Consider the following 25,688-nt stretch of genomic DNA (forward strand, 5'->3'; position numbering starts at 1 on the left):
TTCGTCAATTCCCCTGGTCGCGGACGTCCGCCGGGACCGCACCGGGGCGATGTCGCACGGAAGTTGAACGCGGGAAACCGCTTGCGCGTAATGCTTACCGGACGCAGGCGCCGCGTCGCTCCACCCGAGACACCCCCGACCCGAGTGAGGCATTCGCATGTCCAGGGCTCTTCCGAAGTACAACAAGCGCCGCGTCGGCCTGATCGGCGGCGCCGCCGCGGTGGCACTGACCGGCGCCGTGATCGCGGGCACCGCGCTCGCGGGCGAGTCGTCCGACGTCGGCGGCGCGGACGCCCGGACCCTGGCCGCACCGGGCACGATCTCCTGCCCGGACGTCGCCTCGCAGCTACCGGCCGTCCCCGCCTCGGCGCAGGCCGAGGTCGACCGGAACCTGGACCAGCTCGACCAGCAGGTCGCCGAGGCCAACAAGCGGCTGGTCGACACCGTCGGCCAGGGCGGCCCCAACTTCGTCCGGAACGCCATCCTCGGCCCCCTGGAGGACAAGCGGATCGCCACCGTCAACCGCATCGCCACCGCCATCGGCCGCACCGCCGACCGTCCGGCCGGCCTCGACGCGCTCGCAACCTGCTCGCTCGACGCGCAGGGCGATCCGGCCGCTCCGGGGCAGGAGCAGAGCGGAGGCGACGCGGACGCGGGCGGCGGGGACGCGGGCGCCGGTCAGGGCGGGGACGCCTCCGGCGTCGGCACGATCTCCTGCCCGGACGTCGCCTCGCAGCTCCCGGCCGTCCCCGCCTCGGCGCAGGCCGAGGTCACCCGGAACCTGGACCAGCTCGACCAGCTCGACCAGCAGGTCGCCGAGGCGAACAAGCGGCTGGTCGACACCGTCGGCCAGGGCGGCCCCAACTTCGTCCGGAACGCCATCCTCGGCCCGCTCCAGGACAAGCGCGCCGCCGCCATCGAGCGCATCGCCATCTCCGTCGGCCGTACCGCCGGGCGCCCGGCCGGTCTCGACTCCCTCGCCGCCTGCACGCTCACCCAGTGACGTGACAGGCGCCGTGGCCGCCCCGTTCAAGCGCCGGCCGGGGCGGCCACGGTCAATTCCTTCCGACGCCGGGCCGTCAAATGCTTAGACAGGCGAAAGATCTGCCCGGATAATCGGTGGACATGGGAAAAACGTATGAGCGTATCGACGGGCGGCTCCGTACCTTCATCGAGGAGCAGCCGGTCTTCTTCACCGCCACCGCTCCCCTGTCCGCCGACGGCACGGTCAATCTCTCCCCCAAGGGGCTCAAGGGTTCCTTCGCGGTGCTGGACGACCTCACCGTGGCCTACCTGGACTTCGCCGGATCCAACGCCGAGACCGTCGCCCACCTCCGGGAGAACGGCCGGATCACCCTGATGTGGTGCGCCTTCCAGGGCCCGCCGAACATCGTGCGCGTGCACGGGCGCGGGGAGCCCGTGTTCCGCGACGACCCGCGGTTCAAGGAGCTGCTCGCCCACTTCCCCGACATCGACCCGTGGACCCACGGACTGCGCGCGGTCGTGGTCGTCCGCGCCGAGCTGATCCGGGACACCTGCGGCTACGCCGTGCCCTACATGGCGTACGAGGGGGAGCGGGACCTGCACGAGAGGCGGTTCGCCCGGGAGGACGACGCGTCCCTCGACGCGTACTTCACCAAGAAGGAGCACGTCGCGACGAGCCTGGACGGACTTCCCGGGCTGCCGTTGCCGCTGCCCCCGTCCAGCATGTGAGCCATGCGCCCACGTCGTGTCTCCGTCGCCGTCCTCGTGTCCCTGTCCCTGCTCTCGCTCGGCACCGCGCAGCGCCCCGCGTCGCCGCTGCCGGAGCGGATGGCGGACACCGGCGGCGGCAGCCAGCTGATCACGGCGGTGGCGGCGCGGACCGGGTCCACCACCGGCACGGTCACCTGGTGGGACCGTAAGGGCGGGCGCTGGGTGGCGGCCGGGTCCGCGAAGGCCCGCTTCGGCGCGAATGGGCTCACCGAGGGCACCACCCGCAAGCAGGGCACGAACACCACCCCGACGGGGCTGTACGGACTCCCCTACGCCTTCGGCATCGAGGCGGCCCCCTCCGGCACCCGGTACGCCTACCGGCCCGTGCGGCAGAACTCCTGGTGGTGCCAGGACAACAACTCCCGCCTCTACAACCGCTGGACCGAGCCCCGGGCCGCCGACTGCCGGGCGAGCCAGGCCGAACACCTGATCACCTACCGCACGCAGTACGCGCACGCCCTGGTCGTGGACTTCAACTACCGCCGTCCGGTGCGCGGCCGGGGCGCCGGCATCTTCCTGCACGTCAACGGCCGCGGCACGACAGCCGGTTGCGTGTCCGTGCCGAAGAGCGCGATGCGGAAGATCCTGCGCTGGGCGAACCCCGCGCGAGCCCCGCACCTCGCGATCGGCACCACCGGCGGGCGCACCGCGATCACCCGCTACTGAAACGGGCGGCGAATCCACGGTTTCCGCTGAACACTCCCGCGTGGCGGCACGTATGTGAGGGCCAAGGGCCCAGTCCCACGGAGGAACCGTGACCACCACGCTCGCCGGCGGCCGTGCCGCCCGCCGCCAGACGATGCGCCGCATCCGTCCGCGCCGCTCCCCCGCCGTCCCGCTGCTGCTCGCCGTGGGTGCGGGCGCGGGGGCCGTGCTGTGGCTCTGGTGGACGAGCACGCCGTCCATCGCGGACACCACCGGGAAGATCATCGCCGCGGGCCGGATCACCGGTCTGCTCGCCGGCTATCTGATGGCCCTGGTCGTGCTGCAGATGGCCCGGGTGCCCGCGCTGGAGCGGCGGGTCGGCTCGGACCGGGTCGCCCGCTGGCACGCGATGAGCGGTCGCTACACCGTCAGCCTGGTCGTCGCCCACGTCTTCCTGATCATGTGGGGCTACGCCCGTCAGGCGGGGAAGACCCTCTCCGACATCGTGTCGCAGACGATCACCTCCATCGACACGCTGCCCGACATGGGCAAGGCCGCCATCGGCACCGGCCTGCTCTTCGTGATCGCCTTCCTGTCGGTCGGCCCGGTCCGGCGCCGGATGCCGTACGACGGCTGGTACCACGTGCACCTGCTGACGTACGCGGCGGTGTTCCTGACGTTCTGGCACCAGATCACCACCGGCAACGAGTTCGCCGTCACCCCGTCCGCGAAGACCTTCTGGTACGGGCTGTACGGCGCCGTGACCATGCTGGTGCTGTGGTACCGGATCTTCACCCCGATCCGGCTGAACCTGCGGCACCGGATGCGGGTCCAGGCCGTCATCGAGGAGACGCCCGGCGTGGTGTCGGTGCTGATCAGCGGGCACCGGCTGCACCGGATGGGCGCCGAGGCCGGGCAGTTCTTCCGCTGGCGCTTCCTGGCCCCCGGGATGCGGTTCAGCTCCCACCCGTACTCGCTGTCCGCGGCGCCCCGCCCGGACATGCTGCGGATCACCGTCAAGGCGATCGGCGACCACAGCTCCCGGCTGCGCGAGCTGGAGCCCGGCACCCGGGTGTGGGCGGAGGGCCCCTACGGGGCGCTGACCGCGCAGCGCCGCAGCCGCGGCAAGGTGCTGCTGGTCGCGGGCGGGGTGGGCATCACCCCGATGCGCGCCCTGTTCGAGACGCTGCCCGGCGCCTCCGGCGACATCACCCTGCTGTACCGGGCGAACAGCACCCAGGACCTGGCTCTGTGGGGCGAGCTGGCGAAGATCGCCGACGAGCGCGGCGCCCGGCTGATGTACGCGGTGAACAGCCCCGACGGGGAACGCCCGGACATCTCGGCGGAGAGCCTGCGCCGCAAGATCCCCGACGTCGACCGCCACGACGTCTTCATGTGCGGGCCGCCCGGGTTCGCCCAGCAGGTGTACGCGGCCCTGCGGGACGCCGGGGTGCCCGCGCGCCGGATCCACCACGAGTCGTTCGAGATGTGAGCGGCGGGCCGTCGGCCCCGATCGCCCGTTACCCATCAGGAGCTTGAGAAGCGATGAGGAAGAGTCACCCCGTCCGGCGCACCGTGCTGGCGACCGCCGCCACCGTCTCCGGGATCGTGCTGCTGCTGTCGCTGAAACCCGCGTCCGACCCGGGGTCGGCCGAGGCGGCGGGCGGCGCCCCGCCCGCGGCGGAGTCCGTGCAGGGCGGCGCCCGCCCCATCGGCGACGGCACGGTCACCGGCGACGCGGCGCAGACCCAGTACGGGGCGGTGCAGGTGCGGCTGACCGTCAGCGGCGGAAAGATCACCAAGGCCGAGGCGGTCCAGGCCCCCAAGGGCGGCCAGAGCGACCAGATCACCTCCAACGCCGTGCCCAGGCTCAACCAGGCGGTCGTGCGGGCGCAGAGCGCGGACATCGACGCGGTGTCCGGCGCGACGTACACCAGCAACGGCTACAAGGAGTCCCTCCAGTCGGCCATCGACAAGGCGCGCGCCTCCGCGCCGGCCGACACGGGCAACGGCGGCGGCGCCGCGGCCCAGGCGAAGACGGTCACCGGTGACGTCGCGCAGACCCAGTACGGCCCGGTCCAGGTACGGATCACCGTCACCGGCGGAAAGATCACCAAGGCCGAGGCGGTCCAGGCCCCCAAGGGCGGCCAGAGCGACCAGGTCACGTCCAACGCCGTGCCGAAGCTGAACCAGGCGGCCGTGCAGGCCGGCACCGCGGACATCGACGCCGTGTCGGGCGCGACCTACACCAGCGAGGGCTACAAGGAGTCCCTCCAGTCCGCCCTGGACAAGGCCGGTGGCTGAGACGGTGGCGGAACCCGTGGAGGCGCCCGCCGCGGAGCGTCGTGTGGTGGAGACGATGGGCACCGTCTTCTCCCTCGACGTCCGCGGCGGGGAGCCCGGCGCGGTGCGCGCGGCGCTGGAGGAGGCCGCCGCCGGACTGCGCCGGGTCGACGAGGTGTTCAGCACCTACCGCGAGGACACCCAGATCTCCCGTCTGGTGCGCGGCGAGCTGGACGTCGGGCAGTGCGACCCCGAGGTCGCCGAGGTGCTGGAACTGGCGGCGGAGGCGGAGCGGGTCAGCGACGGCTGGTTCAGCACGCGCTACCGGGGGCAGCTCGACCCGACGGGCATCGTGAAGGGCTGGGCCACCGAGCGCGCGGCCCGCAGGCTCCTCGCGGCCGGGGCGTCCGGGGTGAGCGTCAACGGCGGCGGCGACGTCCAGCTGCTCGGCTCACCGGGCACGGGCCGCCCCTGGCGGGTCGGCGTGTCGGACCCGCTGCGCCCGGGCGGCCTCGCCGCGGTGGTCTCGGCGGCCGGGGCGCGGGAGCTGGCGGTGGCCACGTCCGGCACCGCGGAGCGCGGCGATCACATCGTCGACCCGCGTACGGGCCGCTCCGCGGTGACCGACCTGGTCGCGGTGACGGTGATCGCCCCCCGCCTGACCTGGGCGGACTGCTGGGCCACGGCGGCCTTCGCGATGGGCTCCCGGGAGGGCCTGCGCTGGCTGGACGCCCTCCCCGACACGGAGGCCCTCCTGATCACAGCGGGCGACGAGGTCCGCTGCACAGCACACCTCGCCCGGTGGCTGGGCTGACGAGCACCCCGAAAGGGGCGCGGGGAACTGCGCGACCAGCCACGACGTGGCCGCGCCCGGCATGCAACAGGTACTGGCACCCCGGTGGCCGCACGGCGATGCGGTGCAGGCCCGCTGCAAGGTGCCGCCTGCGCCCACCCGTGCCGCCCCGAGCGGCACGACTGCCCGCAGTCGGCAGGCGCCTCAGGAGGCGTGGCCAGCCCCTCAGCCCCCGTTCTGAGCCAGCCGAAGCAGGTGATCAGCGAGCGCCTGCCCGCCCGTAGGCTCCCGGCTGATCAACAACAACGTGTCGTCCCCGGCAATGGTGCCGAGAATGTCATGCAGCTCGGCCTGATCGATGGCGGAAGCCAGGAACTGCGCCGCCCCCGGAGGCGTCCGGAGCACCACAAGATTCGCGGACGCCTCCGCGGAGATCAACAGCTCCTGCGAGAGCCGCCGCATCCGCTCCTCCTTGGCGGACTCCCCCAACGGCGCACGCGGCGTGCGAAACCCGCCCTCGCTCGGCACCGCGTAGATCAGATCCCCGTCGTTGTTGCGGATCTTCACCGCGTTCAGCTCGTCGAGGTCGCGGGAGAGCGTCGCCTGGGTGACGCTCAGCCCGTCGTCGGCGAGCAGCTTCGCGAGCTGGCTCTGCGACCGCACCGGCTCCCGGTTGAGGATGTCCACGATCCGGCGGTGCCGCGCGGTACGGGTCTGCGGCACGGCAGGCCCGGCCTGGCCCGCCGTACGCCCCTGGTCCTGCTCCTGGCTCATCGTCGTCTCATTCTCCGGATCGTCCTTCCCCACCCGCGCGTCCGGCGGCGTCCAGGATGCCGGGCAGCGCCCCGAGGAACGCGGCCACCGCGTCGTCCCCGAGGTTCAGCGGCGGCATGAGCCGTACGACGTCGGGGGCGGCGGCGTTCACGAGGAACCCGGCGTCCTGAGCCGCCTGCTGCGCCTGGGGCGCGAGCGGCTCGGTGAGCACGATACCCAGGAGCAGGCCCGCTCCCCGGACGTGGTCGATCAGGGCGTGCCCGAGACCCTCGACGCCCTCGCGCAGCTTCTCGCCCTGCCGCTTGGCGTTCTCCAGCAGTCCGTCGCCGGCGATGGTGTCGAGCACCGCGAGTCCGGCGGCGCAGGCGACCGGGTTGCCGCCGAAGGTGGTGCCGTGGTGGCCGGGCTCGAACAGCTGGGCCGCGCGGCCGAAGGCGACGGTGGCGCCGAGGGGCAGTCCGCCGCCGAGCTGCTTGGCGAGGGTGACGACGTCCGGCAGGACGCCCTCGTGGGCCTGGTAGGCGAACCAGTCCCCGGTCCGGCCGACGCCGGTCTGCACCTCGTCCAGCACGAGCAGCGCGCCCTTGGCGGCCGTGATGGCGCGGGCCGCCTTGAGGTAGCCCGTCGGCGGGACGACCACGCCGAGTTCGCCCTGGATGGGTTCGAGGACGACGAGGGCCGTGTCCTCGGTGACGGCCGCGTCCAGCGCCTGGGCGTCGCCGAACGGCACGTGGGTGACGTCCCCGGGCAGCGGCAGGAACGGCTCCCGCTTGCCGGCCTGCCCGGTGAGGGCGAGGGCGCCCATGGTGCGGCCGTGGAAGGCGCCCTCGGTCGCGACGACGTGGGTGCGCCCGGTGAGCCGGCCGATCTTGAAGGCGGCCTCGTTGGCCTCGGCGCCGGAGTTGCAGAAGAAGACCCTGCCGTCCCGGCCGAAGAGCTGGAGCAGCCGCTCGGCGAGGGCGACGGTCGGCTCGGCGAGGAAGAGGTTGGAGATGTGGCCGAGGGAGGAGATCTGCCGGGTGACGGCCTCGACGATCGCCGGGTGGCCGTGGCCGAGGGCGTTGGTGGCGATGCCGCCGACGAAGTCGAGGTACTCCTTGCCGTCGGCGTCCCAGAGCCGCTCCCCCTCGCCCCGCACGAGGGGGAGGCGGGGCGTGCCGTAGTTGTTCATCAGCGCGCCCTGCCACCGGGCGGTCAGTTCCGCGTTGCTCACGACTCCCCCTGTTCGTCGGGCACGACCATGGTGCCGATGCCCTCGTCCGTGAAGATCTCCAGCAGGATCGAGTGCTGGACCCGGCCGTCGATGACGCGGGCGGTGTTCACGCCGCCCCGCACGGCGTGCAGACAGCCCTCCATCTTGGGCACCATGCCCGAGGACAGCTCCGGCAGGAGCTTCTCGAGCTGCGACGCGGTGAGACGGCTGATCACCTCGTCGCTGTTCGGCCAGTCCTCGTAGAGGCCCTCGACGTCCGTGAGGACCATGAGGGTTTCGGCGCCCAGAGCAGCAGCGAGTGCCGCAGCCGCCGTATCAGCATTGACGTTGTAGACATGGTGGTCGTCCTGGGAGCGGGCGATCGACGAGACGACCGGGATGCGGCCGTCGGCGAGCAGGGCCTCGATGGCGCCCGTGTCGATCTCGGTGATCTCGCCGACCCGCCCGATGTCGACCAGTTCCCCGTCGATCTCGGGCTGGTGCTTGACGGCGGTGAGGGTGTGCGCGTCCTCGCCGGTGAGGCCGACGGCGAGCGGGCCGTGCCGGTTGAGCAGGCCGACCAGCTCACGCTGGACCTGCCCGGCGAGCACCATCCGTACGACGTCCATGGCGTCCTCGGTGGTGACGCGCAGGCCGGCCTTGAACTCGCTGACGATGCCGTGGGTCTCGAGGGCGCGGCTGATCTGCGGGCCGCCGCCGTGCACGACGACGGGCTTCAGTCCGGCGTGCCGCAGGAAGACGACGTCCTGGGCGAAGGCGGCCTTCAGGTCCTCGTCGACCATGGCGTTGCCGCCGAACTTGATGACGACGGTCTTTCCGTGGTGCCGGGTGAGCCAGGGCAGGGCCTCGATGAGGATCTGCGCCTTGGGCAGCGCGGTGTGCTTACGGGTGACGGTCATGAGGAATAGGCGCTGTTCTCGTGGACGTAGTCGGCGGTGAGGTCGTTGGTCCAGATGGTGGCGGTGGCGTCGCCGGCGGACAGGTCGGCGACGATGTGCACCTCGCGGTAGCGCATGTCGACCTTGTCGCGGTCCTCGCCGACGCCGCCGTTCTTGCACACCCAGACGCCGTTGATGGCGACGTTGAGCCGGTCGGGCTCGAAGGCGGCCTTGGTGGTGCCGATGGCGGAGAGGACGCGGCCCCAGTTGGGGTCCTCGCCGTGGACGGCGCACTTGAGGAGGTTGTTGCGGGCGATGGAGCGGCCCACCTCGACGGCGTCGTCCTCGGTCGCGGCGTTGATCACCTCGACCTTGATGTCCTTGCTTGCGCCCTCGGCGTCCCGGATGAGTTGCTGGCCGAGGTCGTCGCACACCTGCCGTACGGCCTCGGCGAAGTCGGCGTACCCGGGGGTGACGCCACAGGCGCCGGAGGCGAGCAGCAGCACGGTGTCGTTGGTGGACATGCAGCCGTCGGAGTCGACGCGGTCGAAGGTGACCTTGGTGGCGGCGCGGAGCGCCTGGTCCAGGGTCGCGCTGTCGAGGTCGGCGTCGGTGGTGAGGACGACGAGCATGGTGGCGAGGCCGGGGGCGAGCATGCCCGCGCCCTTGGCCATGCCGCCGACGGTCCAGCCGTCCTTGGTGACGACGGACGTCTTGTGGACGGTGTCGGTGGTCTTGATGGCGATGGCGGCCTTCTCGCCGCCGTGCTCGGAGAGCTGGCCGGCGGCGGTCTCGACGCCGGGGAGCAGCTTGTCCATGGGGAGCAGGACGCCGATGAGGCCGGTGGAGCAGACGGCGACCTCGCCGGCGCCGACGCCGAGCACCTCGGCGGCCTTCTCGGCGGTGGCGTGGGTGTCCTGGAAGCCCTTGGGGCCGGTGCAGGCGTTGGCGCCGCCGGAGTTGAGGACGACGGCGGCGAGCTGCCCGCTCTTGAGAACCTGCTCGGACCAGAGCACGGGGGCGGCCTTCACGCGGTTGGAGGTGAAGACGCCGGCGGCGGCGCGTCGGGGGCCGTTGTTGACCACGAGGGCCAGGTCGGGGTTGCCGTTCTCCTTGATCCCGGCGGCGATGCCCGCCGCCGTGAATCCCTTTGCTGCCGTCACACTCACTGTGTCTCCTCGTTCGCCCCGCCGCGGTAGCGGCTGATGTCCTGGCCGCCCGTGCAGCGCGGAGGTGCGGGCATCGTGCTCGTCTGCGGCCCGGCGGCTGCACGTGCGTCGCTCACGGCGCGACTCCGGTCGTCGAAAGCCCACAGGTCTCGTCGAGACCCAGGGCGATGTTCATGCTCTGGACGGCACCGCCCGCGGTGCCCTTGGTGAGGTTGTCGATGGCACTGATCACGACGATCCGCCCGGCCGCCGTGTCGTGGGCGACCTGCACCTGGACGGCGTTGGAGCCGTACACGGAGGCGGTGGCGGGCCACTGTCCCTCGGGGAGGAGGCTGACGAACGGCTCGTCGGCGTACGCCTTCTCGTAGGCGGCGCGCACGGACTCGGCGGTGACGCCGGGCTTCGCCTTCGCGGAGCAGGTGGCGAGGATGCCGCGGGGCATCGGCGCCAGGGTGGGCGTGAAGGAGACGGTGACGCGCTCGCCGGCCGCCGCGCTGAGGTTCTGGATCATCTCGGGGGTGTGCCGGTGCCCGCCGCCCACGCCGTACGGCGACATGGAGCCCATGACCTCGCTGCCCAGCAGGTGCGGCTTGGGCGACTTGCCCGCGCCGGAGGTGCCGGACGCGGCGACGACCACGGCCTCGGCCTCGGCGAGCCCGGCGGCGTAGGCCGGGTACAGCGCGAGGGAGACGGCGGTGGGGTAGCAACCGGGCACCGCGACACGCTTGGACCCCTCCAGCGCGGCGCGGCCACCCGGCAGTTCGGGCAGGCCGTAGGGCCAGGTGCCGGCGTGCGGGGAGCCGTAGAACGCCTCCCAGTCGGCGGCGTCCTTCAGGCGGAAGTCGGCGCCCATGTCGATCACGAGCACCTCGTCGCCGAGCTGCTCGGCGACGGCGGCGGACTGGCCGTGCGGCAGCGCGAGGAAGACGACGTCGTGCCCGGCGAGCGCCTCCGGGGTGGTGGGCTCCAGCACCCGGTCGGCCAGCGGCAGCAGGTGCGGCTGGAGCGCGCCCAGGCGCTGTCCGGCGTTGGTGTTCCCGGTCAGGGCGCCGATCTCGACCTCGGGGTGGGTCAGAAGCAGACGCAGCAGCTCACCGCCCGCGTACCCGCTCGCTCCGGCCACCGCCGCACGTACCGCCATGGAAAACCCTCCTCCTGGATGGCATGACTATACGTTTCCCTGCACGTTTATGCAACGTGCTGCGCGGTGGGCGGCCCGGGCCGCGTCCGGCCGGCCCCGCACCCGTCGCCGTGGGCCCCTCAGCCGGGTTCGCCGAGCATGACCTTCCACACCCGGGTCGCGACCTGGAGGTTGAGGCGGTCCTCCACGTCCGTGAGGTCACGGCCGCTGATCTCGCGGATGCGCTGGAGCCGGTAGCGCAGTGTGCTGCGGTGGATCGTGAGGGACTGCGCGGTCTCGGCGTAGTTGCCTCCGCAGTCGAAGTACCGGGACAGGGTCTCCACGAGCGCCGCGCGGTGCAGGCCGTCGTAGTCGACGAGCCGCCCCAGCCATTCCCGGACGAACCCCTCCAGCTCCTGGTAGTCGCCTCCGGGGCCCAGGATGCGGTAGAGGCCCAGGTCGTCGAAGAACGTCGTGCCGTACCGGCTGCGGGAGCGCCGGCGCACCTCCAGGGCGCGCAGTGCCTCCTGGTAGCCGCCGGGGATGCCGGCGAGGGTGTCGCAGCGGGCGCTCACCCCGATCGTCCCGTCGTGCGTCCCGGTCTCCCGGACGAGCGCCTCGTACAGGGCGCGGTCGTGGGGCCTGCCCTCGGCGACCAGAACCACGTGGCCGGAACGCCGGGTCACCAGTGACCGCATGCCCACGGCCGAGGCCGCCCGGCCCACGGTCCGCGCGAAGGCGTCGTCGGGGGCCTGGCTGCTCCACCGCACGACGACCACGTACTGATCGCGGCGCAGGTCGTGTCCCAGCGCCTCGGACCGGGCGTAGGCGCTCGTCTCGTCCGTCCCGGCCAGCAGGTCGTCGACCAGTTCGCGGCGCAGCCGCAGCTCCACCTCCGCGAGATGCCGCAGGTGCGACAGTTCCATGGCGAGCGACGTGGCGGCGTGCTCCAGGGCGAACTCGGCGTAGTGGTCGGCCTCGTCCCCGGGATCGACCAGGGCCAGCACGCCGAGGACCTCGCCGCGGGGGCGTATCACGCGGATGAGCCGGTCCTTGACCCGGACGGGTCCGCCCCGCCGGGCGGCCTGCTGCAGCACCTCCTCGTGGCGTGCGGGGTCGGGGTCCGGGTAGGGGTCGGGCCGGCCGGGGCCGGTCCAGGACCTCAGCCGGCCGAAGCGGTCCTCCAGCAGGACCGGAAACCCGGTGAGCTCGTGCAGCACGCCGGTGATGGCCTCCTGGCCGCCGCCGGAGGCCGCGACGTCGGCGAGCGCCTGGTGCACGGCCCGCTGGTGTCCCGCCTCGACCACGAGTGAGATCATCCGCTGCTGGAGGGTCGCCCGTTCCCGTCGCAGCCGGTGCAGCTCCAGCGCGTCCTCCTGCCGGCGGCGGTGCGCGACGGCGGCCGAGAGCGCCGCGGCGGTGAGGCGTACCAGCATGGCGAGCAGGACGTCGTGGGCATCGGTGGGCCGGGAGCGGCACGTCACCACCAGGTAGCCGTGCACGCCGCCGGGTCCGCGCAGGGCCAGGGCCCGGCCCGGTGACCGGCCGGGAACGTCCACGGGGCCGTCCCGCCCCGCCAGCTCCCGCACCGCCCGGTCGACGGCCGGCGGGTGGTCCGTCCCGGCTCGCGGGACGGGGGCCAGCCGGCCGTTCACCCTGAGGTATCCGGCCTCGGCCGTGTACGGGCCGACGGCAGACACGTGCTCCATCGCCAGGCGCAGGATCTCGTCCTCGTTCCGGGCGTCGGTCAGGGCGTGGGAGACCGTCAGCAGTTCGCGGGGGAGTTCGGCCGGGCCCGGGCGGTGCGTGCCGGCCTCATGCCACGGGGCGGTCGGGTGCCGCACGGAACGGCTCCGCGGAAGGCTGCCGTCCCGGGCGGGACGGCCTCGGCCCATGTTCCGGGTGACCCGGCGATCAACCATGGGATCACTCCCTTCGCGTGCTGTCACAGGGGTGAACAGATGCCGCGTACCCCCCACCGCTTTCCGCTCACCTGAGGCTTTCACCGGTTTTGTCCTCGTGCTCATGGGGCGACCGGTTCCGCCGTTCTTCGACCTGCCGGGCGCAGGCACGGGACTGCCCGGTTCGCGAGCCTGGGGCGTGCTGGTGCCGGAGCGCACGACGCAGGAAGGACCGGGCGATGACCGAACAGCCCCGCGGGCCCGTTGCCGCGTACGGGACGTACCAGGAGGCCGGACGCGCCGTCGGCCGCCTCCCGGAGCAGAGGGGGTGAGAGCGGCATGAGCACTGTGCGAGCCACCGACGTCACGTGCCCGCGCTGCGGGCGCACCAACCGGGTGCCCGTGGCCGCCGCGGGCCGGCCCAGGTGCGGCAACTGCGAGGGGCCTCTGCCGTGGATCGCCGACGCGGGCGACGACGACTTCGCCGAGGTCGTCGAGCGGGCGACCGTCCCTGTCGTCGTGGACCTGTGGGCCACCTGGTGCGGTCCCTGCCGCATGGTGAGCCCGGCGCTGGAGAAGGTCGCCGCCGATCTCGCGGGACGGATCAAGCTGGTCAAGGTGGACGTCGACAGGAATCCGCGTCTGGCGCGGCGCTTCGAGGTACAGGCGGTACCGACGCTGCTGGTCCTGGACAAGGGGCGGACCGTCGCCCGGCAGACGGGGGCCGCGCCTGCCCCCGTCCTGCGGCGGTGGGTGGAGCAGTCGATCGCCGGCCGTGCGCCGGCGGGGAAAGGGTGATCGGCCATGCCCGTACGGACCGACCCCCACCTCGCCCTCGCACGCCCCGTGACCCCGCGCGCCGCGGGATGCGAGGAATGTCTGGCCACGCGTTCGTCCTGGGTCCATCTCAGGGTCTGCCTGACCTGCGGTCACGTCGGCTGCTGCGACTCGTCGCCGAACCGGCACGCCCGTCGTCACGCGGCCGCCCAAGGGCATCCGATCGCGGCGTCGCTCGAGCCCGGTGAGGACTGGCGGTGGTGTTTCGTCCACGAGGCCTTCGTGTGATGCCCGGCGACGAGACGCGGCCGGACACCACGCCTGTGCCGGACGAGGGCGTCCCCCTCGAGACGCCCGACATCCATGGCGCCTATCCCCGGCTGTCGGAGGAGCAGACGGCCCGCCTGGCGGAGCAGGGCAGGCGCCGCGCCGTCGGCCCCGGTGACGTGCTGATCCGCGAGGGTGAGCGGTGCGAGACGTTCTACGTCATCCTCAGCGGCGCGGTGGCCGTCGTCGAGGGGTACGGCACGCCCGACGAGCATCTGCTCCGGGTGCACGGCCCCGGCCGCTTCATCGGCGAGCTCGGCCTGTCGGGCGGACAGGTGGCCTTCTACACCGCCGTGGTCCGGGATCCCGGCGAGATCCTCGTCCTGTCCGTGGACCAGCTGCGTGACCTGGTGACCCGGGACTCCCTCTTCGGTGACCTGGTGCTGCGCGCCTGTCTGGGCCGCCGTGCCCTGCTCGTCGGACAGGGTGCGGGCTTCCGCATCATCGGCTCACGCTATTCGCCCGACACACGGCGGCTGCGTGAGTTCGCCGCCCGCAACCGGCTGCCGTACCGCTGGATCGATCTGGAGACGGACCAGGAGGCCGAGGCGCTGCTGCGCCGCTTCGCCGTCGGTCCGGAGCAGACGCCGCTGGTGATCTGGCGGGACACGACCCTGCTGCGCAACCCGAGCAACGCCGAACTGGCCCGGCTGATCGGCCTGCCGCCCCTGCCGTCGGGCAACGGCCGCGGCGATCTCCTCGTCGTCGGCTCCGGTCCGGCCGGTCTCGCCGCCGCGGTGAACGCCGCCTCGGAGGGCCTCCGCACGACCGTGGTCGAGTCCCTGGCGACGGGCGGGCAGGCCGGGACGTCGACCCGCATCGAGAACTGCTTCGGCTTCCCCTCCGGCATCTCCGGCGCCGAACTCACCGAGCGCGCCGTGCTCCAGGCGGAGAAGTTCGGCGCCCGGATCAGCGTCCCGGCGGAGGCGGCCCGGCTCGAAGCACGCGAGGACCACGTCGCCGTCGGGTTCGCCGACGGCAGCGAGATCACGGCCCGTGCCGTCGTCCTGGCCACCGGCGCCCGCTACCGCCGCCTCGACGTGCCCGGCATCGAGCCGCTGGAGGGCTCGAGCGTGCACTACTCGGCCACGGTCCACGAGGCCCAGCAGTGCCGTTCCGACCCGGTCGCGGTGGTCGGCGGCGGCAACTCCGCGGGCCAGGCGGTGCTCTTCCTCGCGGGATTCGCGCCGGAGGTGTATCTGCTGGTCCGCGGGCCGAGCCTCGAGGCCCGCATGTCCCGGTACCTGATCGACCAGATCGAGCGCCATCCGCGGGTGCGCGTGCTGCTGCACACGCGGCTGACCGAGGCGTTCGGCGACAAGGCGCTGGAGCGGATCACCGTCGTCGATCTCCGCACGGGCCGGCAGCGCGACCTCGCGGTGCGGGCCCTGTTCGTCTTCACCGGGGCCGACCCCCACACCGAGTGGCTGTCCGGCGCGCTCGCGCTCGACGCACGCGGCTACGTGCTCACCGGGGCCGAGGCGCAGGCCTGCTCCGTGCCCGGACTGTGGCAGAGCCAGGGCCGCGACTGCCTGACCCTGGAGACCAGCCTTCCCTGCGTCTTCGCCGCGGGCGACGTCCGCAGCGGCTCGGTGAAACGCGTGGCCTCCGCGGTGGGCGAAGGCGCGATGAGCATCCACTTCGTGCACCGCTGCCTCGACCGCACGGCCACCCCCGGCGGCGCCGGCAGCTTCCCGCTCGTCCGATCGAAGGAGTCCGCTTGGCTCGCATGACACCCAGGCCGCGAGGAGATCACCGAAAGAGGAGGCAAGGGGAATGACCACGCCCGTACGGCGTCACCCCGGTGGCGCGACGCAGGACAGGACCGTCGGCTGGGCCCGCAATCCGCTCACGGAGTTCGACCAGCTGATCAACGAGATGACCGGGCTGCTCGAGTCCACCGTGGGAAGCGCGGCGCCCGCAGCGGCGTGGACGCCCATGGCGGACGTCACGGAGTCCGACGACGCCTTCCACGTCGAGATCGAACTCCCCGGCGTCAAGGCCAAGGACGTCGACGTGGAGGCCAACAGCCAGGAGCTGGTGGTCACCGGAGAGATCAAGGAGAGGGAACGCAAGGGCGTCCTGCGCCGGAGCACCCGCCGCACCGGAGCCTTCGAGTACCGGCTGCGGCTGCCCGGAGAGGTCGACATGGACAAGATCACCGCGCAGATGTCGGACGGCGTGCTCAGCATCACCGTCCCCAAGGCCGACGTCGCCAGGCCCCGGCACATCGAGATCAGCGACACGAGTGAGAGCTCGGGGAACAGCTCCTGAGACGCCACCGCGGTTCCGGACGGCGTCCGGAACCGCGGCCGGGCGGACGAGGCTCGAACTTCCGGCGGTGACTCATGAACAGGCGTCCCCTGCCACACCTTCCTACCGCGACCGGGGCACGGTACGCGGTCCGCCGTCGCCCCTGTCACCGCGCCGACGCCAGGCGCGCAACAGGCGGAGGGGAAGGAGACCCAGCGGCGCGCGCCGGCCCAGGTCGGCCTGGTCCTCGCGGTCGAACGCCCGCGCGTAACGCTCCGCGTCCCGCGCCGTCGGATATCGCTTGCTTCCCTCAGTCCCGCACCCGCGCGCGCAGTGCCAGCGCATCGTCTCGCCCTCGTGGAAGAAGCGAAAACGGTGTCCCAGCAGGTGGCAGCGCAGCATGGACGACCACATTATCCGTATAGGTGCCTTTCGTCCTGTTCCGCTCCCCCAGGCATCAGCCCGTCAACCTGATCGAGGAGGCATGCGCATGACCAGCACCTCCGAACTCGGCGTGGTGACCACCAAGGTTCCCGCCCGGCTGGACCGGCTGCCGTGGTCCCGCTTCCACTGGAGGATCGTCATCGGCCTCGGCACCGTCTGGATCCTGGACGGACTCGAGGTGACGATCGTCGGGGCGGTCGCCGCCCGTATGACCGAAGCGGGCAGCGGCATCCACGTGACCAGTGCCGACATCGGCACCGCCGCCGCCATCTACGTGGCGGGAGCCTGCATCGGCGCCCTGCTGTTCGGCAGGCTCACCGACCGTTTCGGGCGCAAGAAACTGTTCATGGTCACGCTCGGCATCTACATCCTCGCCACCGTCGCGACCGCGTTCGCCCGTGACCCCTGGTACCTGTACCTCGCCCGTTTCGTCACCGGCATGGGCATCGGCGGGGAGTACGCCGCGATCAACTCGGCCATCGACGAGCTGATCCCCGCCCGCAACCGCGGGCAGGTGGACCTCGCCATCAACGGCAGTTACTGGGTCGGTTCGGCGATCGGCAGCCTGGTCGCCGTGCTGCTCCTCAACGAGAGCCTGCTGGCGGCCGACCTCGGCTGGCGGCTGGCCTTCGGCCTGGGCGGCGTCCTGGGCCTGGCCATCATGCTGGTACGCCGCCATGTGCCCGAGAGTCCACGCTGGCTGTTCATCCACGGGCACGAGGACGAGGCCGAACGCATCGTCGACCGGATCGAGGCCGAGGTGCGTCAGGAGACCGGCCGGGAGCTGCCGGAGCCGGGCGAGGCGGTCACCGTGCGGCAGCGCAAGGTCATCCCGTTCCGGGAGATCGCCGGCGTGGCCCTGCGGCGGTACCCGCGTCGCGCCCTTCTCGGCCTGGCGCTCTTCGTCGGACAGGCGTTCCTGTACAACGCGATCGTCTTCGACCTCGGCACGCTGCTGAGCGGATTCTTCGACATCGGGTCCGGCACGATCCCGTACTTCCTCGCCCTGTTCGCGATCGCGAACTTCCTCGGGCCACTCCTTCTCGGACGGCTGTTCGACACCGTGGGCAGGAAGCCGATGATCACCGCCACCTATATCGGGTCGGCCACCGTGGCCACCGTCCTCGCGGTCCTGCTGATGACCGGGTCCCTGACCACGCTGTGGTTCTTCCTGCTGGTGTCGCTGACCTTCTTCGTGGCCTCCGCGGGAGCGAGCTCGGCCTATCTGACGGTGAGCGAGGTCTTCCCCATGGAGACCCGCGCCCTGTCCATCTCGCTGTTCTTCGCCATCGGCACGGCCGTGGGCGGGATCACCGGGCCGCTGCTGTTCGGCCACTTGATCCACACGGGCAACGCCGACCTGGTGGCCATCGGCTTCCTCGTCGGAGCTGCGGCCATGGCGCTGGGCGGTCTCGCCGAGGTCTTCTTCGGCGTGCGCGCCGAACAGCAGTCCCTGGAGAACATCGCCCGGCCACTCACCGCCGAGGAGGCGGAGGCGGACTGGCGCGGCGAGCCCGCGCCGCAGACCGAACGGGACCGCCGCCGGCCGGCCGAGGTGCAGCAGGCGGCGCACGAGCGGGACCTGCGGATCGCCGACCGCACCGCCCGCCGCCGGGAGCGGCAGCGCGCCGGACTCCGCCGCTACCGCCCGGGCACCGGGCAGGGCAACAGGATGTACTCGCCGGGGATGGCCGGCACCGCGGGCGCGGCGAGCCGTACGTCCGCCATGGCCGAGCAGCGCCTCGACGACGAGATCGAGCAGATCACCCACGCCCTCCAGGAATCCGGCCCGACGAGCCGCGATGAGCTCAAGAAGGCCGTGGGCGGCCATTCCTGGGGCCCCCGGCGCTTCCGGCGCGCCCTGCGCGAGTCCAAGCGTGAGTCCAGGGTGAAGGACGTCGGCCACGACACCTACGCGCCGGCGGACGGACACGGCGGGTCCGGCAGCGCACCGGGCGCCCCACGCCGGCGGTGACCGGAACAGAAGGAGGCAGCGATGAAGTACGACGAATTCCTCGCCCGGGTACGTGAGCGCGGCGAGTACAAGGACAACGACGAGGCCGCGCACGTCACCAACGCCGTGCTGGAAGTGCTGGCCCAGCGGATCAGCCCCGGAGAGGTCAGGGATCTGGCGTCACAGCTCCCCGGCCCGCTGGGACAGGTGCTGGTGAACGCCGCGCCGCAGCAGGCGCGGAGCTTCGGGATCGAGGAGTTCCTGCGCCGGGTCGCCGAGCGCACCGGGGCCCGGCCGCGTACGGCGGAATGGGACGCCGGCGCGGTCCTGTCCACCCTGGGGGGCGCCGTGACCGGCGGAGAACTGAACCAGATCATCAGCCAGCTCCCCTCGAGCTACGCGGCCCTGTTCGGCAAGGCCGACCTGGCGGGCTGAGCCCGCAGCACCCGGAACGAAAGGCCCACACAAATGGTCGACACAGGCTTTTCCTCGTTCGACACGATGGTGGACAAGGCCAACCGGCTCCTCAAGGACATCGAGGAGGCCTTCGGATGGCCCAAGGACCGGCGCAAGCAGTCCTACGCAGCGCTGCGGGCCGTGCTGCACCCGCTCAGGGACCGGCTCCCGGTGGACACGGCCGTGCAGTTCGGCGCCCAGTTGCCGACCCTCGTCAGGGGTGTCTACTACGACGGCTGGAAACCGGCCGAATCGCCCGTGCGGATGAGCAACGACGAGTTCATGGCACGGGTCAGGAGCGAATTCCCCTACGCGGTCGAGGGCGGCTCCGAGAAACTGGTGCGCACCGTCCTGAAAACCCTGGCGCTGCATGTGAGCGCCGGCGAATGGGAGCACCTCAAGTCCCGCGTGCCGAACGCGTTCGCCGCGCTCCTGCCGTGACCCTGCCGTTTGCGTCCCCTGGTCACGGATCGGGTTGGTCCGGATCAGGGGGCTGCCACTCGAACATCAGGATGGTGGCGTCGTCGCTGAGCTTGTTGTGCCGGTGGTCGAGGATGGAGTGGATGAGCAGGCGCAGCACTTCCGGGGCGTTCTGCCCCGCCGCGGTGGACCGGATGATGTAGTCGGTGAAGCGCTCCAGGCCGAACTGCTCGCCCTCCTCGTTGCGTGACTCGACGACGCCGTCCGAGTAGAGAAGGATGCGGTCACCCGGTTCCAGGCGGACCTCGTGCACCTGACGGGCGGTCTCGGCGAGACGCGCGGGCAGGCCCAGAGGAGGCTCGGGCGGCCGCTCGAGCGCCTTGTGGAGCAGCCGGTGGCGGCGGATGAGCAGCGGGGCAGGATGGCCGCAGTTGCACCACCTGAGCACACCGGTGGGCATGTGCAGTTGCGTGAAGACACCCGTGCAGAACTGCTCCGGGAGCCACTTCGCCAGCGCGTCGTCCACGGTGCCCACGAGTTCGTCGAGGCCCGCCCCGCTGCGCCGGGCGTTGCGGCAGCCCGCCATGGCGACGGAGGTGGCGAGTCCGGACGCCAGATCGTGCCCCATGCCGTCGAGGATCGTGGTGTGCAGGATGTCCTCGGTGAACACATGGTCGAAGGCGTCGCCGCCCAGTTCGTACGCCGGCTCCAGGGCCGCCGTGGACACCACCCGCCCGGTTCCGATCGACCGGGGAGGGAGGAAGGCGCGCACCATCTCCGTGGGGAGATGCATGGGCCTGGTCCGCATCCGCTGCGCGATGGTGTCGCTGTAGGTGCGCTTGGACGTGATGATCAACGCGAGGAGCGACGCCGCCGTCCGGCAGCGCCGCAAGGTGACCCCGTCCAGCGAGTCCATGGTCAGTTCCAGAACGCCCAGCCGCTCCGCTCCGTTGGCGAGGGGCAGCCATACGTTCAGCTGGCCGGACGGAGTCTCCTCCACGCGGAGGGAGTCGGTGCGGTAGGTCCAGCCCGCCAGCGACGTCTCAAGGTCCAGGTCCGGCTCGCCCTCGACGAACGGCACCAGCAGTCTCTGCTGGATGTCGACCAGGTAGATCGCGGCCGTTCCCAGGCCCATGGCCTCGGCGTACCGGTTCAGGATGACGGGCAGTTCCGCGGGGGACGCCAGCTGGGCCGCCCTGACGAGTTCCTCCAGCAGGAGTTCCCCCGAGCCGACGGACGCGTTTCTCTCCATACGTTCGAGGATCCCTGCCACCGCTCACAGAAGCAGGTCGAAGACGGCTCGGGCTTCGTCCCAGTGCTGGGTCTGGGGGTTCTTCAGGTCGGGGTGGAGGATCTTGAAGCTCTTGGCGAGGGCGAGGCTGAGTCCGCCGATGATCTCCGGATAGGCCGCCTCGGTCTCCTCGTCGGGCGTGCGGTCGAGAGCGGGGTGGGTGGCCAGCTGTTCGAGGATCGGCTCGAGCTCCACTTCCTCGTCGATCTCCCGGAAGCGGTGGATGCTCTCCTGCAGGCCCTTCGTGATCGGAAGGTCCCAGGTCCGGACGATGTCCCGCCCGTTTGCCTTGGCCGTGGCCTGGGCGACGGTCAGCAGGTCGTAGAGCTTGGTGTCGACGAAGTCGCTGTAGCGCTTGAGATCGTTCTTGTCGACGTCCAGCCCCGCGGCCGCACGGAAGAACCTCTCGAACCTGGCGATGGACATCACGGTCATGACGGCACCTCCGGCTGCGGGGGCCGGGCGACTCCCGGCCCCCAGTCCTCCCGCCAGCGTGGCCGACGGGGCATCCGAGCGCTTGCGCATGCCAGGCCGAACCGGCCCGTGCCGCCTTGCCCTGCCAGGCCCATAAGGCCGACGGGCCTCCTCCGGGGCCGGCCGTCCTGGCCGGCCCCGAGGGTCACGCGTTCCCTGTCGTCACCTCCGGGCGGTCCTCAGGAACGTCACCGCGGCGGGAAGGTGTACTCGAATGTCGGCGCCACTCCCCGGAACGTCGAGGTCACCGGGTGGCCCGGGTGTCCGTCCCGGTGTTCGTGTCGTCCGGGGCGGCGGCCGGCGTGGTGGGTGCGGTGCCGGGCGGTGCGTGACATGGATGCTCCGCGGCTCTTGGGGGAGATGAGCGGTCGTTCGCGATGTCGGACACTGTGCAGCAGTTCGAACGGCAAGATAGGGAGGGGCAGGAGCACGTCAATGGGGCGTGCGGCGCAGCGGAACACGAGCGAGCATGGGAGAACGGGACGCCATGGGCGAGTTCTGGCCGGTACCCGACGTACTGGCGTATCTGGGCGGCACATGGCGGGCCGAGCGCGTGGTGCGGGACCTGGCGGGCGGGGACGAGGGGCGGTTCACCGGGACCGTGCTGTTCGAACCGCTCGAGGACGACGAGGGCCTGCTGCAGCGGGAGTCCGGCGACTTCACCTGGCGGGGCGTCACCCGGCCCGCCGAGCGCACGCTCCGGTTCCTGCGCGGCCCCGACGGCACGGCGGACGTGCGGTTCGCGGACGGCCGCTTCTTCCACGGCCTGGACCTCAGGTCCGGCCGGCACATCGCCGACCATCCGTGCTCGGCGGACCTCTACCGCGGCGATTTCACCGTGCGGGACGCGGACCACTGGCGGGTGGTGTGGCGGGTGCGCGGCCCGGCGAAGGACCTGGAGCTCGTCACGGAGTACGCACGCACTCCCGTCGCGTGAGGTCAGGCGCGCAGGGGCTGAGCCGAGACGCTCTCCAGCCGCAGGCTCCAGCGGCCCGGCCGCCCGGCGACGCTGATCGTCGACAGGGAGCGGACGTCGATGTTCCAGTAGGTGCCGGGCGGCGCCTTCAGCGCGTAGACGAGCGCCGCGCGGATCACCGACGGCTCGGCCACCGCGACCACCCGGCAGCCGTCCTCGGCGGGCCGGGTGTCGAGCCAGTTGCCGACGCGTCCGATGAAGTCCAGCAGGGACTCCCCGCCGTGGGGTGTGGACCTCGGGTCGGCGAGCCAGGCGTCCACCGCCTCCGGCTCCCGGGCCATCGCCTCACCCAGGGTCAGTCCGCGCCAGCGCCCCATGTCGCAGTCGCGCAGGGCGAGCTGGACGAGCGGCGCGTACCCGAGGCCCTCCCCGGTGGCGCGGCTGCGGGGCGCCGGGGAGCAGTAGCGCAGGTCGGCCGCGGCAAGCGGCAGCAGTTCGTGGGCGACGCGTTGCACCTCGCTCCATCCGGCCTGGTCCAGCGGCCGGGAGTCCTCGAAGCGCTCGGACAGCACCGTGGAGCTCCCCGCCGCTGCGACGAACGTGACCCGAAGTGCCATGCGGCGATGGTCAGCCGCCGGGGCCGGGTGGTCAAGGGGTGCCGACCGGCCATGACGCTTGGTGGCGCGGGCCTCACCCTCCGCCGAGGGCATACGGCACAACCCCGCCCTATGCCCCCACGGTGGCGGGCGTCACGCCTGCTCGAAGATCAGCGCCATCCACTGGTCCGGCCGCTCCAGTGGCCGGAACCCGATGGGCGCGTACACCTCGTGCGCGTCGTGCGTGGCGAGCAGGACGCGCCGCACGCCGTACGCGCGCACGTCGTCCCGTACGGCGGTGACGAGCGCGGTGCCGATTCCCTTGCCGCGGACGGCGGGGTCCACGTACACGTCGCACAGCCAGGCGAAGGTGGCCTGGTCGGTGATGACGCGGGCGTACGCCACCTGCGCACCGGTGACCGTGTCGTACACGCCGAAGTTGCGGGAGCCGCCGATCGCCTTGTCCTGCGTCTCGCGAGGGCGGCCGAGGGCCCAGTACGCGTCGGTGGACAGCCAGCGGTGCACCGTGTCGGCGTCGATGCGGGCGGGGTCGGCGGAGATTTCGTAGCCCTCGGGCAGGCGGGGATCAGCAGTCATGCGCCGATGCTGGCAGCCGGTGGCGGCGGGCGTCGAGCCGTTATCCCACCACCTGGGACCAGGCCGTACGCAGCCGGCGCACGCCCTCCGTGATCTCGCCGGTGCCGGCCACGGCGGCGAAGCTCAGGCGCAGGTGTCCGGCGGGCGGTTCGGCGCTGAAGTAGGGGCGTCCGGGGGTGACGGCGACGCCCGCACGCAGGGCGGCGGCGGTCAGGGCGGACTCGGACGCGCCCTCGGGGAGGCGGAGCCACAGGTGGTAGCCGCCGGAGGGGATGTGCGGCAGGGACAGGCCGGGGAGTTGGAGGCGCAGAGCGGCGGTCATGGCGTCGCGGCGGGTGCGCAGGGCCGTGGAGACGGCGCGCAGGTGGCGGGGCCAGGCGGACGAGCCGACCAGTTCCAGGGTGGCCTCCTGGAGCGGGCGCGGCACGAAGAAGGTGTCGACGATCTGGATGGCCCGCAGCCGCTCCAGCACCGGGCCGTGCGCGGCGAGGGCGCTCACCCGGAAGCTGGGCGAGGTGGCCTTGGTGAGCGAGCTGACGTGCACCACCACGCCGTCGGGGTCGTCGGCGGCGAGCGGGCGCGGCAGCGGGCCCGCGTCCTCGTGCACCAGCCGCCGTACGAAGTCGTCCTCGACGACGAACGCGCCGGCCTGCCGGGCGATGCGCAGCACCTCGGCGCGCCGTTCGGGGGCGAGGACGGCGCCGGTGGGGTTCTGGAAGAGGGGCTGGCAGACGAAGACGCGGGCGCCGGTCGCGCGGAACGCGTCGGCGAGCAGGGAGGGGCGTACGCCGTCGGCGTCGACGGGGACGGGCACCGGGCGGAGTCCGGCGGCGCGGGCGATGGCGAGCATGCCGGGGTAGGTGGGCGACTCGACGAGGACGGGGGCGCCGGGCGGGGCGAGGGCGCGCAGGGCGGTGGTGAGGGCGGACTGTCCCCCCGCGGTGACCAGTACGCCGGCCGCCGTCACGGGTCCGCCGATGGCGCGCGCGAACCATTCGCGCAGCTCGGGCAGCCCCTCCATGGGCGGCCTCCCCCACGCGCCCGGTCTGCGTCCGGCGCGGGCCAGCGCGGCGGCCATGGCGCGCTCCGGCTGGAGGGAGGGGTGCAGATAGCCGCCGTTGAACTCGATCACCCCGGGGGCGGGGGCGGCGAGGGAGACGAGGACGCCGGACGCGTCGACCGAGCGCGGGACGAGGTCGGCGGCGCCGTCGGCGCTGAGGGCGACCTCCTGCCAGGAGGTGTCCCCGGTGGGGGCGGCCGGTGTGCGGGGCACGGCACGGAAGGCGCCGGCGCCGGGGCGGGTGACGACCAGTCCCTCGGCGGCGAGCCGCGCCAGCGCGCGGGAGACGGTCACGGGGCTGACCCGGAACCGCTCGACGAGGGCGCGGCTGGACGGGAGCTTCTCACCGGGAGAGTAGCGGTCCAGCTCCTGCCGCAGTCGTTCCGCCAGTTCACCCACACTGCTACTCTCGTGCATGAGAGCACAGAGTAGCGCTACTGCCCGGGCGCCGATAGCGGTTCCCGCTCCGCCGCGCGGCCGGGGCTTCGGCACCCTCCAGGCCGCCCTCGGGGTGGTCGCCTTCTCCCTGACCTTCCCCGCCACGGCCTGGGGCCTGGAGGGCTTCGGCCCCTGGTCGCTGGTGGCGGCGCGCAGCGCGCTCGCGGCGGTGATCGCCGGGGGCTGTCTGCTGGCCCTGCGCGTCCCGCTCCCCGCCCGGCACCACTGGGCGGGGCTGGCGGTGGTCGCGGCGGGGGTGGTGCTGGGCTTCCCGATGCTGACCACGCTTGCGCTGCAGACGTCCACGACGGCGCACGCGGCCGTGGTGGTCGGCCTGCTCCCGCTCACCACGGCCCTGTTCTCGTCCCTGCGGACGGGCTCACGCCCCTCGCGCACCTTCTGGGCCGCGGCCCTCGTCGGCGCGGCGGCGGTGGTGGCGTTCACCGTGCAGCAGAGCGGGGGCGCGCTGACGACGGCGGACCTGTATCTCTTCGGCGCCCTGCTGGTCTGCGCGGCCGGTTACACCGAGGGCGGCCGGCTGGCCGGGGCGATGCCGGGCTGGCAGGTCATCGGCTGGGCGCTGGTGCTGTGCCTGCCGCTCACGGTGCCGGTGGCCGCGGTGGCCCTGACCACGGAGCCGGTCGAGCTTACCGCGCACAGCGTGACCGGCCTGCTGTGGGTGGCGGCGGGCTCCCAGTTCCTCGGCCTGATCGTCTGGTACCGGGGCATGGCCGCCGTCGGCATCCCGAAGGCCAGCCAACTCCAGCTGGCCCAGCCGCTGCTGACCCTGTTCTGGTCGGTGTTCCTCCTGGGCGAACACCTCCCCCTGGCAGCCCCGCTGACGGCGGTGGCGGTGCTGGTGTGCATCGCGGTGACGCAGCGGGCGCGGGGGTAGGCTGCCGTGGCGGCCGACTGAACAGGACGCCGCGGTCCGGCGCGGAGCCAGGCCGCACGCACGGCCGACCGAACAGAACGCCGTCGGCGGGCACGGAGGCGGGGCCGAGCGCAGCCGACGGAGCAGGACGCCACGGTCCGGCACGGAGCCAGGCCGCACGCACGGCCGACCGAACAGAACGCCGTCGGCGGGCACGGAGGCGGGGCCGAGCGCAGTCGACTGAGCAGGACGCCGCGGGCGGAGGCGTAGCCATGCGTAC

Annotated in this window: 26 protein-coding genes; 15 read left to right on the forward strand and 11 right to left on the reverse strand. The window is 72.5% G+C overall.

The window, feature by feature from the left end:
- Nucleotides 1-157: 157 nt before the first annotated feature.
- From AY578_RS05665 to AY578_RS05690, 6 genes are all read left to right on the forward strand, one after another.
- Complete coding sequence (locus AY578_RS05665) at nt 158-1,003, forward strand: hypothetical protein (protein WP_258902141.1); 846 nt, start codon at nt 158-160, stop codon at nt 1,001-1,003.
- Between the two features lie 122 nt (nt 1,004-1,125).
- Complete coding sequence (locus AY578_RS05670; protein ID WP_019526137.1) at nt 1,126-1,713, forward strand: pyridoxamine 5'-phosphate oxidase family protein; 588 nt, start codon at nt 1,126-1,128, stop codon at nt 1,711-1,713.
- A 3-nt stretch (nt 1,714-1,716) separates the two neighbouring features.
- Complete coding sequence (locus tag AY578_RS05675; RefSeq protein ID WP_161108394.1) at nt 1,717-2,421, forward strand: L,D-transpeptidase family protein; 705 nt, start codon at nt 1,717-1,719, stop codon at nt 2,419-2,421.
- An 88-nt stretch (nt 2,422-2,509) separates the two neighbouring features.
- Entirely contained in the window at nt 2,510-3,892 is a 1,383-nt protein-coding gene (locus tag AY578_RS05680; RefSeq protein ID WP_019526139.1) for a ferredoxin reductase family protein, read from the forward strand.
- A 53-nt stretch (nt 3,893-3,945) separates the two neighbouring features.
- On the forward strand, nt 3,946-4,704 hold the full coding sequence (locus AY578_RS05685) for an FMN-binding protein (protein ID WP_136237645.1): 759 nt from the start codon (nt 3,946-3,948) through the stop codon (nt 4,702-4,704).
- A gap of 55 nt (nt 4,705-4,759) precedes the next feature.
- Nucleotides 4,760-5,497, forward strand: coding sequence for an FAD:protein FMN transferase (locus AY578_RS05690; protein ID WP_136237711.1), 738 nt, complete (start codon nt 4,760-4,762; stop codon nt 5,495-5,497).
- Between the two features lie 204 nt (nt 5,498-5,701).
- Here AY578_RS05690 and AY578_RS05695 read toward each other — a convergent pair whose 3' ends face one another.
- The 6 genes from AY578_RS05695 to AY578_RS05720 all read right to left on the reverse strand — a co-directional run bounded on the left by AY578_RS05695 (nt 5,702) and on the right by AY578_RS05720 (nt 12,525).
- Nucleotides 5,702-6,250 carry an arginine repressor gene (locus AY578_RS05695; RefSeq protein WP_258902142.1) on the reverse strand — a complete coding sequence of 183 codons (549 nt, stop codon included), beginning with the start codon at nt 6,248-6,250 and terminating at the stop codon, nt 5,702-5,704.
- A 7-nt stretch (nt 6,251-6,257) separates the two neighbouring features.
- A complete protein-coding gene (locus AY578_RS05700) occupies nt 6,258-7,463 on the reverse strand; it encodes an acetylornithine transaminase (protein WP_136237646.1) in 1,206 nt (401 codons plus the stop codon).
- Nucleotides 7,460-8,362, reverse strand: coding sequence for an acetylglutamate kinase (argB, locus tag AY578_RS05705; RefSeq protein ID WP_136237647.1), 903 nt, complete (start codon nt 8,360-8,362; stop codon nt 7,460-7,462). Before argB ends, AY578_RS05700 begins: the two co-directional genes overlap by 4 nt.
- A complete protein-coding gene (gene argJ / locus AY578_RS05710; protein WP_026244011.1) occupies nt 8,359-9,510 on the reverse strand; it encodes a bifunctional glutamate N-acetyltransferase/amino-acid acetyltransferase ArgJ in 1,152 nt (383 codons plus the stop codon). The genes argB and argJ overlap by 4 nt, the downstream gene beginning before the upstream one ends.
- 112 nt (nt 9,511-9,622) lie before the next feature.
- Complete coding sequence (argC, locus tag AY578_RS05715; RefSeq protein ID WP_019526146.1) at nt 9,623-10,651, reverse strand: N-acetyl-gamma-glutamyl-phosphate reductase; 1,029 nt, start codon at nt 10,649-10,651, stop codon at nt 9,623-9,625.
- A 119-nt stretch (nt 10,652-10,770) separates the two neighbouring features.
- Nucleotides 10,771-12,525 (reverse strand): helix-turn-helix domain-containing protein, encoded by a 1,755-nt coding sequence (locus tag AY578_RS05720; protein WP_370879002.1) that lies wholly within the window; start codon nt 12,523-12,525, stop codon nt 10,771-10,773.
- Nucleotides 12,526-12,870: 345 nt separating this feature from the next.
- Between AY578_RS05720 and trxA the strand changes: the two genes are divergently transcribed.
- From trxA to AY578_RS05755, 7 genes are all read left to right on the forward strand, one after another.
- A complete protein-coding gene (gene trxA / locus AY578_RS05725) occupies nt 12,871-13,329 on the forward strand; it encodes a thioredoxin (RefSeq protein ID WP_020700181.1) in 459 nt (152 codons plus the stop codon).
- A gap of 6 nt (nt 13,330-13,335) precedes the next feature.
- Nucleotides 13,336-13,596, forward strand: a complete 261-nt coding sequence (locus AY578_RS05730) for a UBP-type zinc finger domain-containing protein (RefSeq protein WP_019526150.1) — start codon at nt 13,336-13,338, stop codon at nt 13,594-13,596.
- On the forward strand, nt 13,596-15,368 hold the full coding sequence (locus tag AY578_RS05735) for an FAD-dependent oxidoreductase (protein ID WP_136237651.1): 1,773 nt from the start codon (nt 13,596-13,598) through the stop codon (nt 15,366-15,368). The genes AY578_RS05730 and AY578_RS05735 overlap by 1 nt, the downstream gene beginning before the upstream one ends.
- A gap of 43 nt (nt 15,369-15,411) precedes the next feature.
- A complete protein-coding gene (locus AY578_RS05740) occupies nt 15,412-15,909 on the forward strand; it encodes an Hsp20/alpha crystallin family protein (protein WP_019526152.1) in 498 nt (165 codons plus the stop codon).
- A 469-nt stretch (nt 15,910-16,378) separates the two neighbouring features.
- Nucleotides 16,379-18,307, forward strand: a complete 1,929-nt coding sequence (locus AY578_RS05745; protein ID WP_136237653.1) for an MFS transporter — start codon at nt 16,379-16,381, stop codon at nt 18,305-18,307.
- Nucleotides 18,308-18,328: 21 nt separating this feature from the next.
- Complete coding sequence (locus tag AY578_RS05750) at nt 18,329-18,721, forward strand: DUF2267 domain-containing protein (RefSeq protein ID WP_136237654.1); 393 nt, start codon at nt 18,329-18,331, stop codon at nt 18,719-18,721.
- Between the two features lie 33 nt (nt 18,722-18,754).
- A complete protein-coding gene (locus AY578_RS05755) occupies nt 18,755-19,183 on the forward strand; it encodes a DUF2267 domain-containing protein (RefSeq protein WP_136237655.1) in 429 nt (142 codons plus the stop codon).
- Between the two features lie 22 nt (nt 19,184-19,205).
- Here AY578_RS05755 and AY578_RS05760 read toward each other — a convergent pair whose 3' ends face one another.
- Both AY578_RS05760 and AY578_RS05765 read right to left on the reverse strand, forming a co-directional pair.
- Entirely contained in the window at nt 19,206-20,414 is a 1,209-nt protein-coding gene (locus AY578_RS05760; protein WP_136237656.1) for a PP2C family protein-serine/threonine phosphatase, read from the reverse strand.
- Between the two features lie 24 nt (nt 20,415-20,438).
- Nucleotides 20,439-20,888 carry a DUF1931 family protein gene (locus AY578_RS05765; protein ID WP_028961822.1) on the reverse strand — a complete coding sequence of 150 codons (450 nt, stop codon included), beginning with the start codon at nt 20,886-20,888 and terminating at the stop codon, nt 20,439-20,441.
- 526 nt (nt 20,889-21,414) lie between these two features.
- Here AY578_RS05765 and AY578_RS05770 point away from each other — a divergent pair.
- Entirely contained in the window at nt 21,415-21,864 is a 450-nt protein-coding gene (locus AY578_RS05770) for a DUF6314 family protein (protein ID WP_019526159.1), read from the forward strand.
- A gap of 2 nt (nt 21,865-21,866) precedes the next feature.
- Here the strand turns inward: AY578_RS05770 and AY578_RS05775 are convergent, their stop codons facing one another.
- The 3 genes from AY578_RS05775 to AY578_RS05785 form a co-directional block, all read right to left on the reverse strand.
- The gene (locus tag AY578_RS05775) at nt 21,867-22,460 is read right to left on the reverse strand and encodes a histidine phosphatase family protein (protein WP_026244014.1); all 594 of its coding nucleotides are present in this window, start codon (nt 22,458-22,460) and stop codon (nt 21,867-21,869) included.
- A 132-nt stretch (nt 22,461-22,592) separates the two neighbouring features.
- Complete coding sequence (locus AY578_RS05780; RefSeq protein WP_136237657.1) at nt 22,593-23,036, reverse strand: GNAT family N-acetyltransferase; 444 nt, start codon at nt 23,034-23,036, stop codon at nt 22,593-22,595.
- A 40-nt stretch (nt 23,037-23,076) separates the two neighbouring features.
- The gene (locus AY578_RS05785) at nt 23,077-24,513 is read right to left on the reverse strand and encodes an aminotransferase-like domain-containing protein (protein ID WP_161231484.1); all 1,437 of its coding nucleotides are present in this window, start codon (nt 24,511-24,513) and stop codon (nt 23,077-23,079) included.
- Here AY578_RS05785 and AY578_RS05790 point away from each other — a divergent pair.
- On the forward strand, nt 24,512-25,429 hold the full coding sequence (locus AY578_RS05790) for a DMT family transporter (RefSeq protein WP_161231485.1): 918 nt from the start codon (nt 24,512-24,514) through the stop codon (nt 25,427-25,429). The two genes, AY578_RS05785 and AY578_RS05790, sit on opposite strands and share 2 nt — an antisense overlap.
- The last annotated feature ends 259 nt before the right edge of the window (nt 25,430-25,688 follow it).

The organism is Streptomyces thermocarboxydus (genome assembly GCF_024760485.1).
GTDB lineage: Bacteria > Actinomycetota > Actinomycetes > Streptomycetales > Streptomycetaceae > Streptomyces > Streptomyces cellulosae.

Excerpts from the sequence above, each read along its gene's own strand:
- AY578_RS05760 (WP_136237656.1), bottom strand. The coding sequence starts at position 20,414 with ATGGAGAGAAACGCGTCCGTCGGCTCGGGGGAACTCCTGCTGGAGGAA.
- AY578_RS05695 (WP_258902142.1), bottom strand. The coding sequence starts at position 6,250 with ATGAGCCAGGAGCAGGACCAGGGGCGTACGGCGGGCCAGGCCGGGCCT.
- AY578_RS05690 (WP_136237711.1), top strand. The coding sequence starts at position 4,760 with ATGGGCACCGTCTTCTCCCTCGACGTCCGCGGCGGGGAGCCCGGCGCG.
- AY578_RS05750 (WP_136237654.1), top strand. The coding sequence starts at position 18,329 with ATGAAGTACGACGAATTCCTCGCCCGGGTACGTGAGCGCGGCGAGTAC.
- AY578_RS05785 (WP_161231484.1), bottom strand. The coding sequence starts at position 24,513 with ATGCACGAGAGTAGCAGTGTGGGTGAACTGGCGGAACGACTGCGGCAG.
- AY578_RS05780 (WP_136237657.1), bottom strand. The coding sequence starts at position 23,036 with ATGACTGCTGATCCCCGCCTGCCCGAGGGCTACGAAATCTCCGCCGAC.
- AY578_RS05735 (WP_136237651.1), top strand. The coding sequence starts at position 13,596 with ATGCCCGGCGACGAGACGCGGCCGGACACCACGCCTGTGCCGGACGAG.
- AY578_RS05675 (WP_161108394.1), top strand. The coding sequence starts at position 1,717 with ATGCGCCCACGTCGTGTCTCCGTCGCCGTCCTCGTGTCCCTGTCCCTG.
- trxA (WP_020700181.1), top strand. The coding sequence starts at position 12,871 with ATGAGCACTGTGCGAGCCACCGACGTCACGTGCCCGCGCTGCGGGCGC.
- AY578_RS05720 (WP_370879002.1), bottom strand. The coding sequence starts at position 12,525 with ATGGGCCGAGGCCGTCCCGCCCGGGACGGCAGCCTTCCGCGGAGCCGT.
- AY578_RS05670 (WP_019526137.1), top strand. The coding sequence starts at position 1,126 with ATGGGAAAAACGTATGAGCGTATCGACGGGCGGCTCCGTACCTTCATC.
- AY578_RS05765 (WP_028961822.1), bottom strand. The coding sequence starts at position 20,888 with ATGACCGTGATGTCCATCGCCAGGTTCGAGAGGTTCTTCCGTGCGGCC.
- argC (WP_019526146.1), bottom strand. The coding sequence starts at position 10,651 with ATGGCGGTACGTGCGGCGGTGGCCGGAGCGAGCGGGTACGCGGGCGGT.
- AY578_RS05790 (WP_161231485.1), top strand. The coding sequence starts at position 24,512 with ATGAGAGCACAGAGTAGCGCTACTGCCCGGGCGCCGATAGCGGTTCCC.
- AY578_RS05770 (WP_019526159.1), top strand. The coding sequence starts at position 21,415 with ATGGGCGAGTTCTGGCCGGTACCCGACGTACTGGCGTATCTGGGCGGC.
- AY578_RS05755 (WP_136237655.1), top strand. The coding sequence starts at position 18,755 with ATGGTCGACACAGGCTTTTCCTCGTTCGACACGATGGTGGACAAGGCC.
- AY578_RS05775 (WP_026244014.1), bottom strand. The coding sequence starts at position 22,460 with ATGGCACTTCGGGTCACGTTCGTCGCAGCGGCGGGGAGCTCCACGGTG.
- AY578_RS05685 (WP_136237645.1), top strand. The coding sequence starts at position 3,946 with ATGAGGAAGAGTCACCCCGTCCGGCGCACCGTGCTGGCGACCGCCGCC.
- argB (WP_136237647.1), bottom strand. The coding sequence starts at position 8,362 with ATGACCGTCACCCGTAAGCACACCGCGCTGCCCAAGGCGCAGATCCTC.
- AY578_RS05740 (WP_019526152.1), top strand. The coding sequence starts at position 15,412 with ATGACCACGCCCGTACGGCGTCACCCCGGTGGCGCGACGCAGGACAGG.
- AY578_RS05745 (WP_136237653.1), top strand. The coding sequence starts at position 16,379 with ATGACCAGCACCTCCGAACTCGGCGTGGTGACCACCAAGGTTCCCGCC.
- AY578_RS05730 (WP_019526150.1), top strand. The coding sequence starts at position 13,336 with ATGCCCGTACGGACCGACCCCCACCTCGCCCTCGCACGCCCCGTGACC.
- AY578_RS05665 (WP_258902141.1), top strand. The coding sequence starts at position 158 with ATGTCCAGGGCTCTTCCGAAGTACAACAAGCGCCGCGTCGGCCTGATC.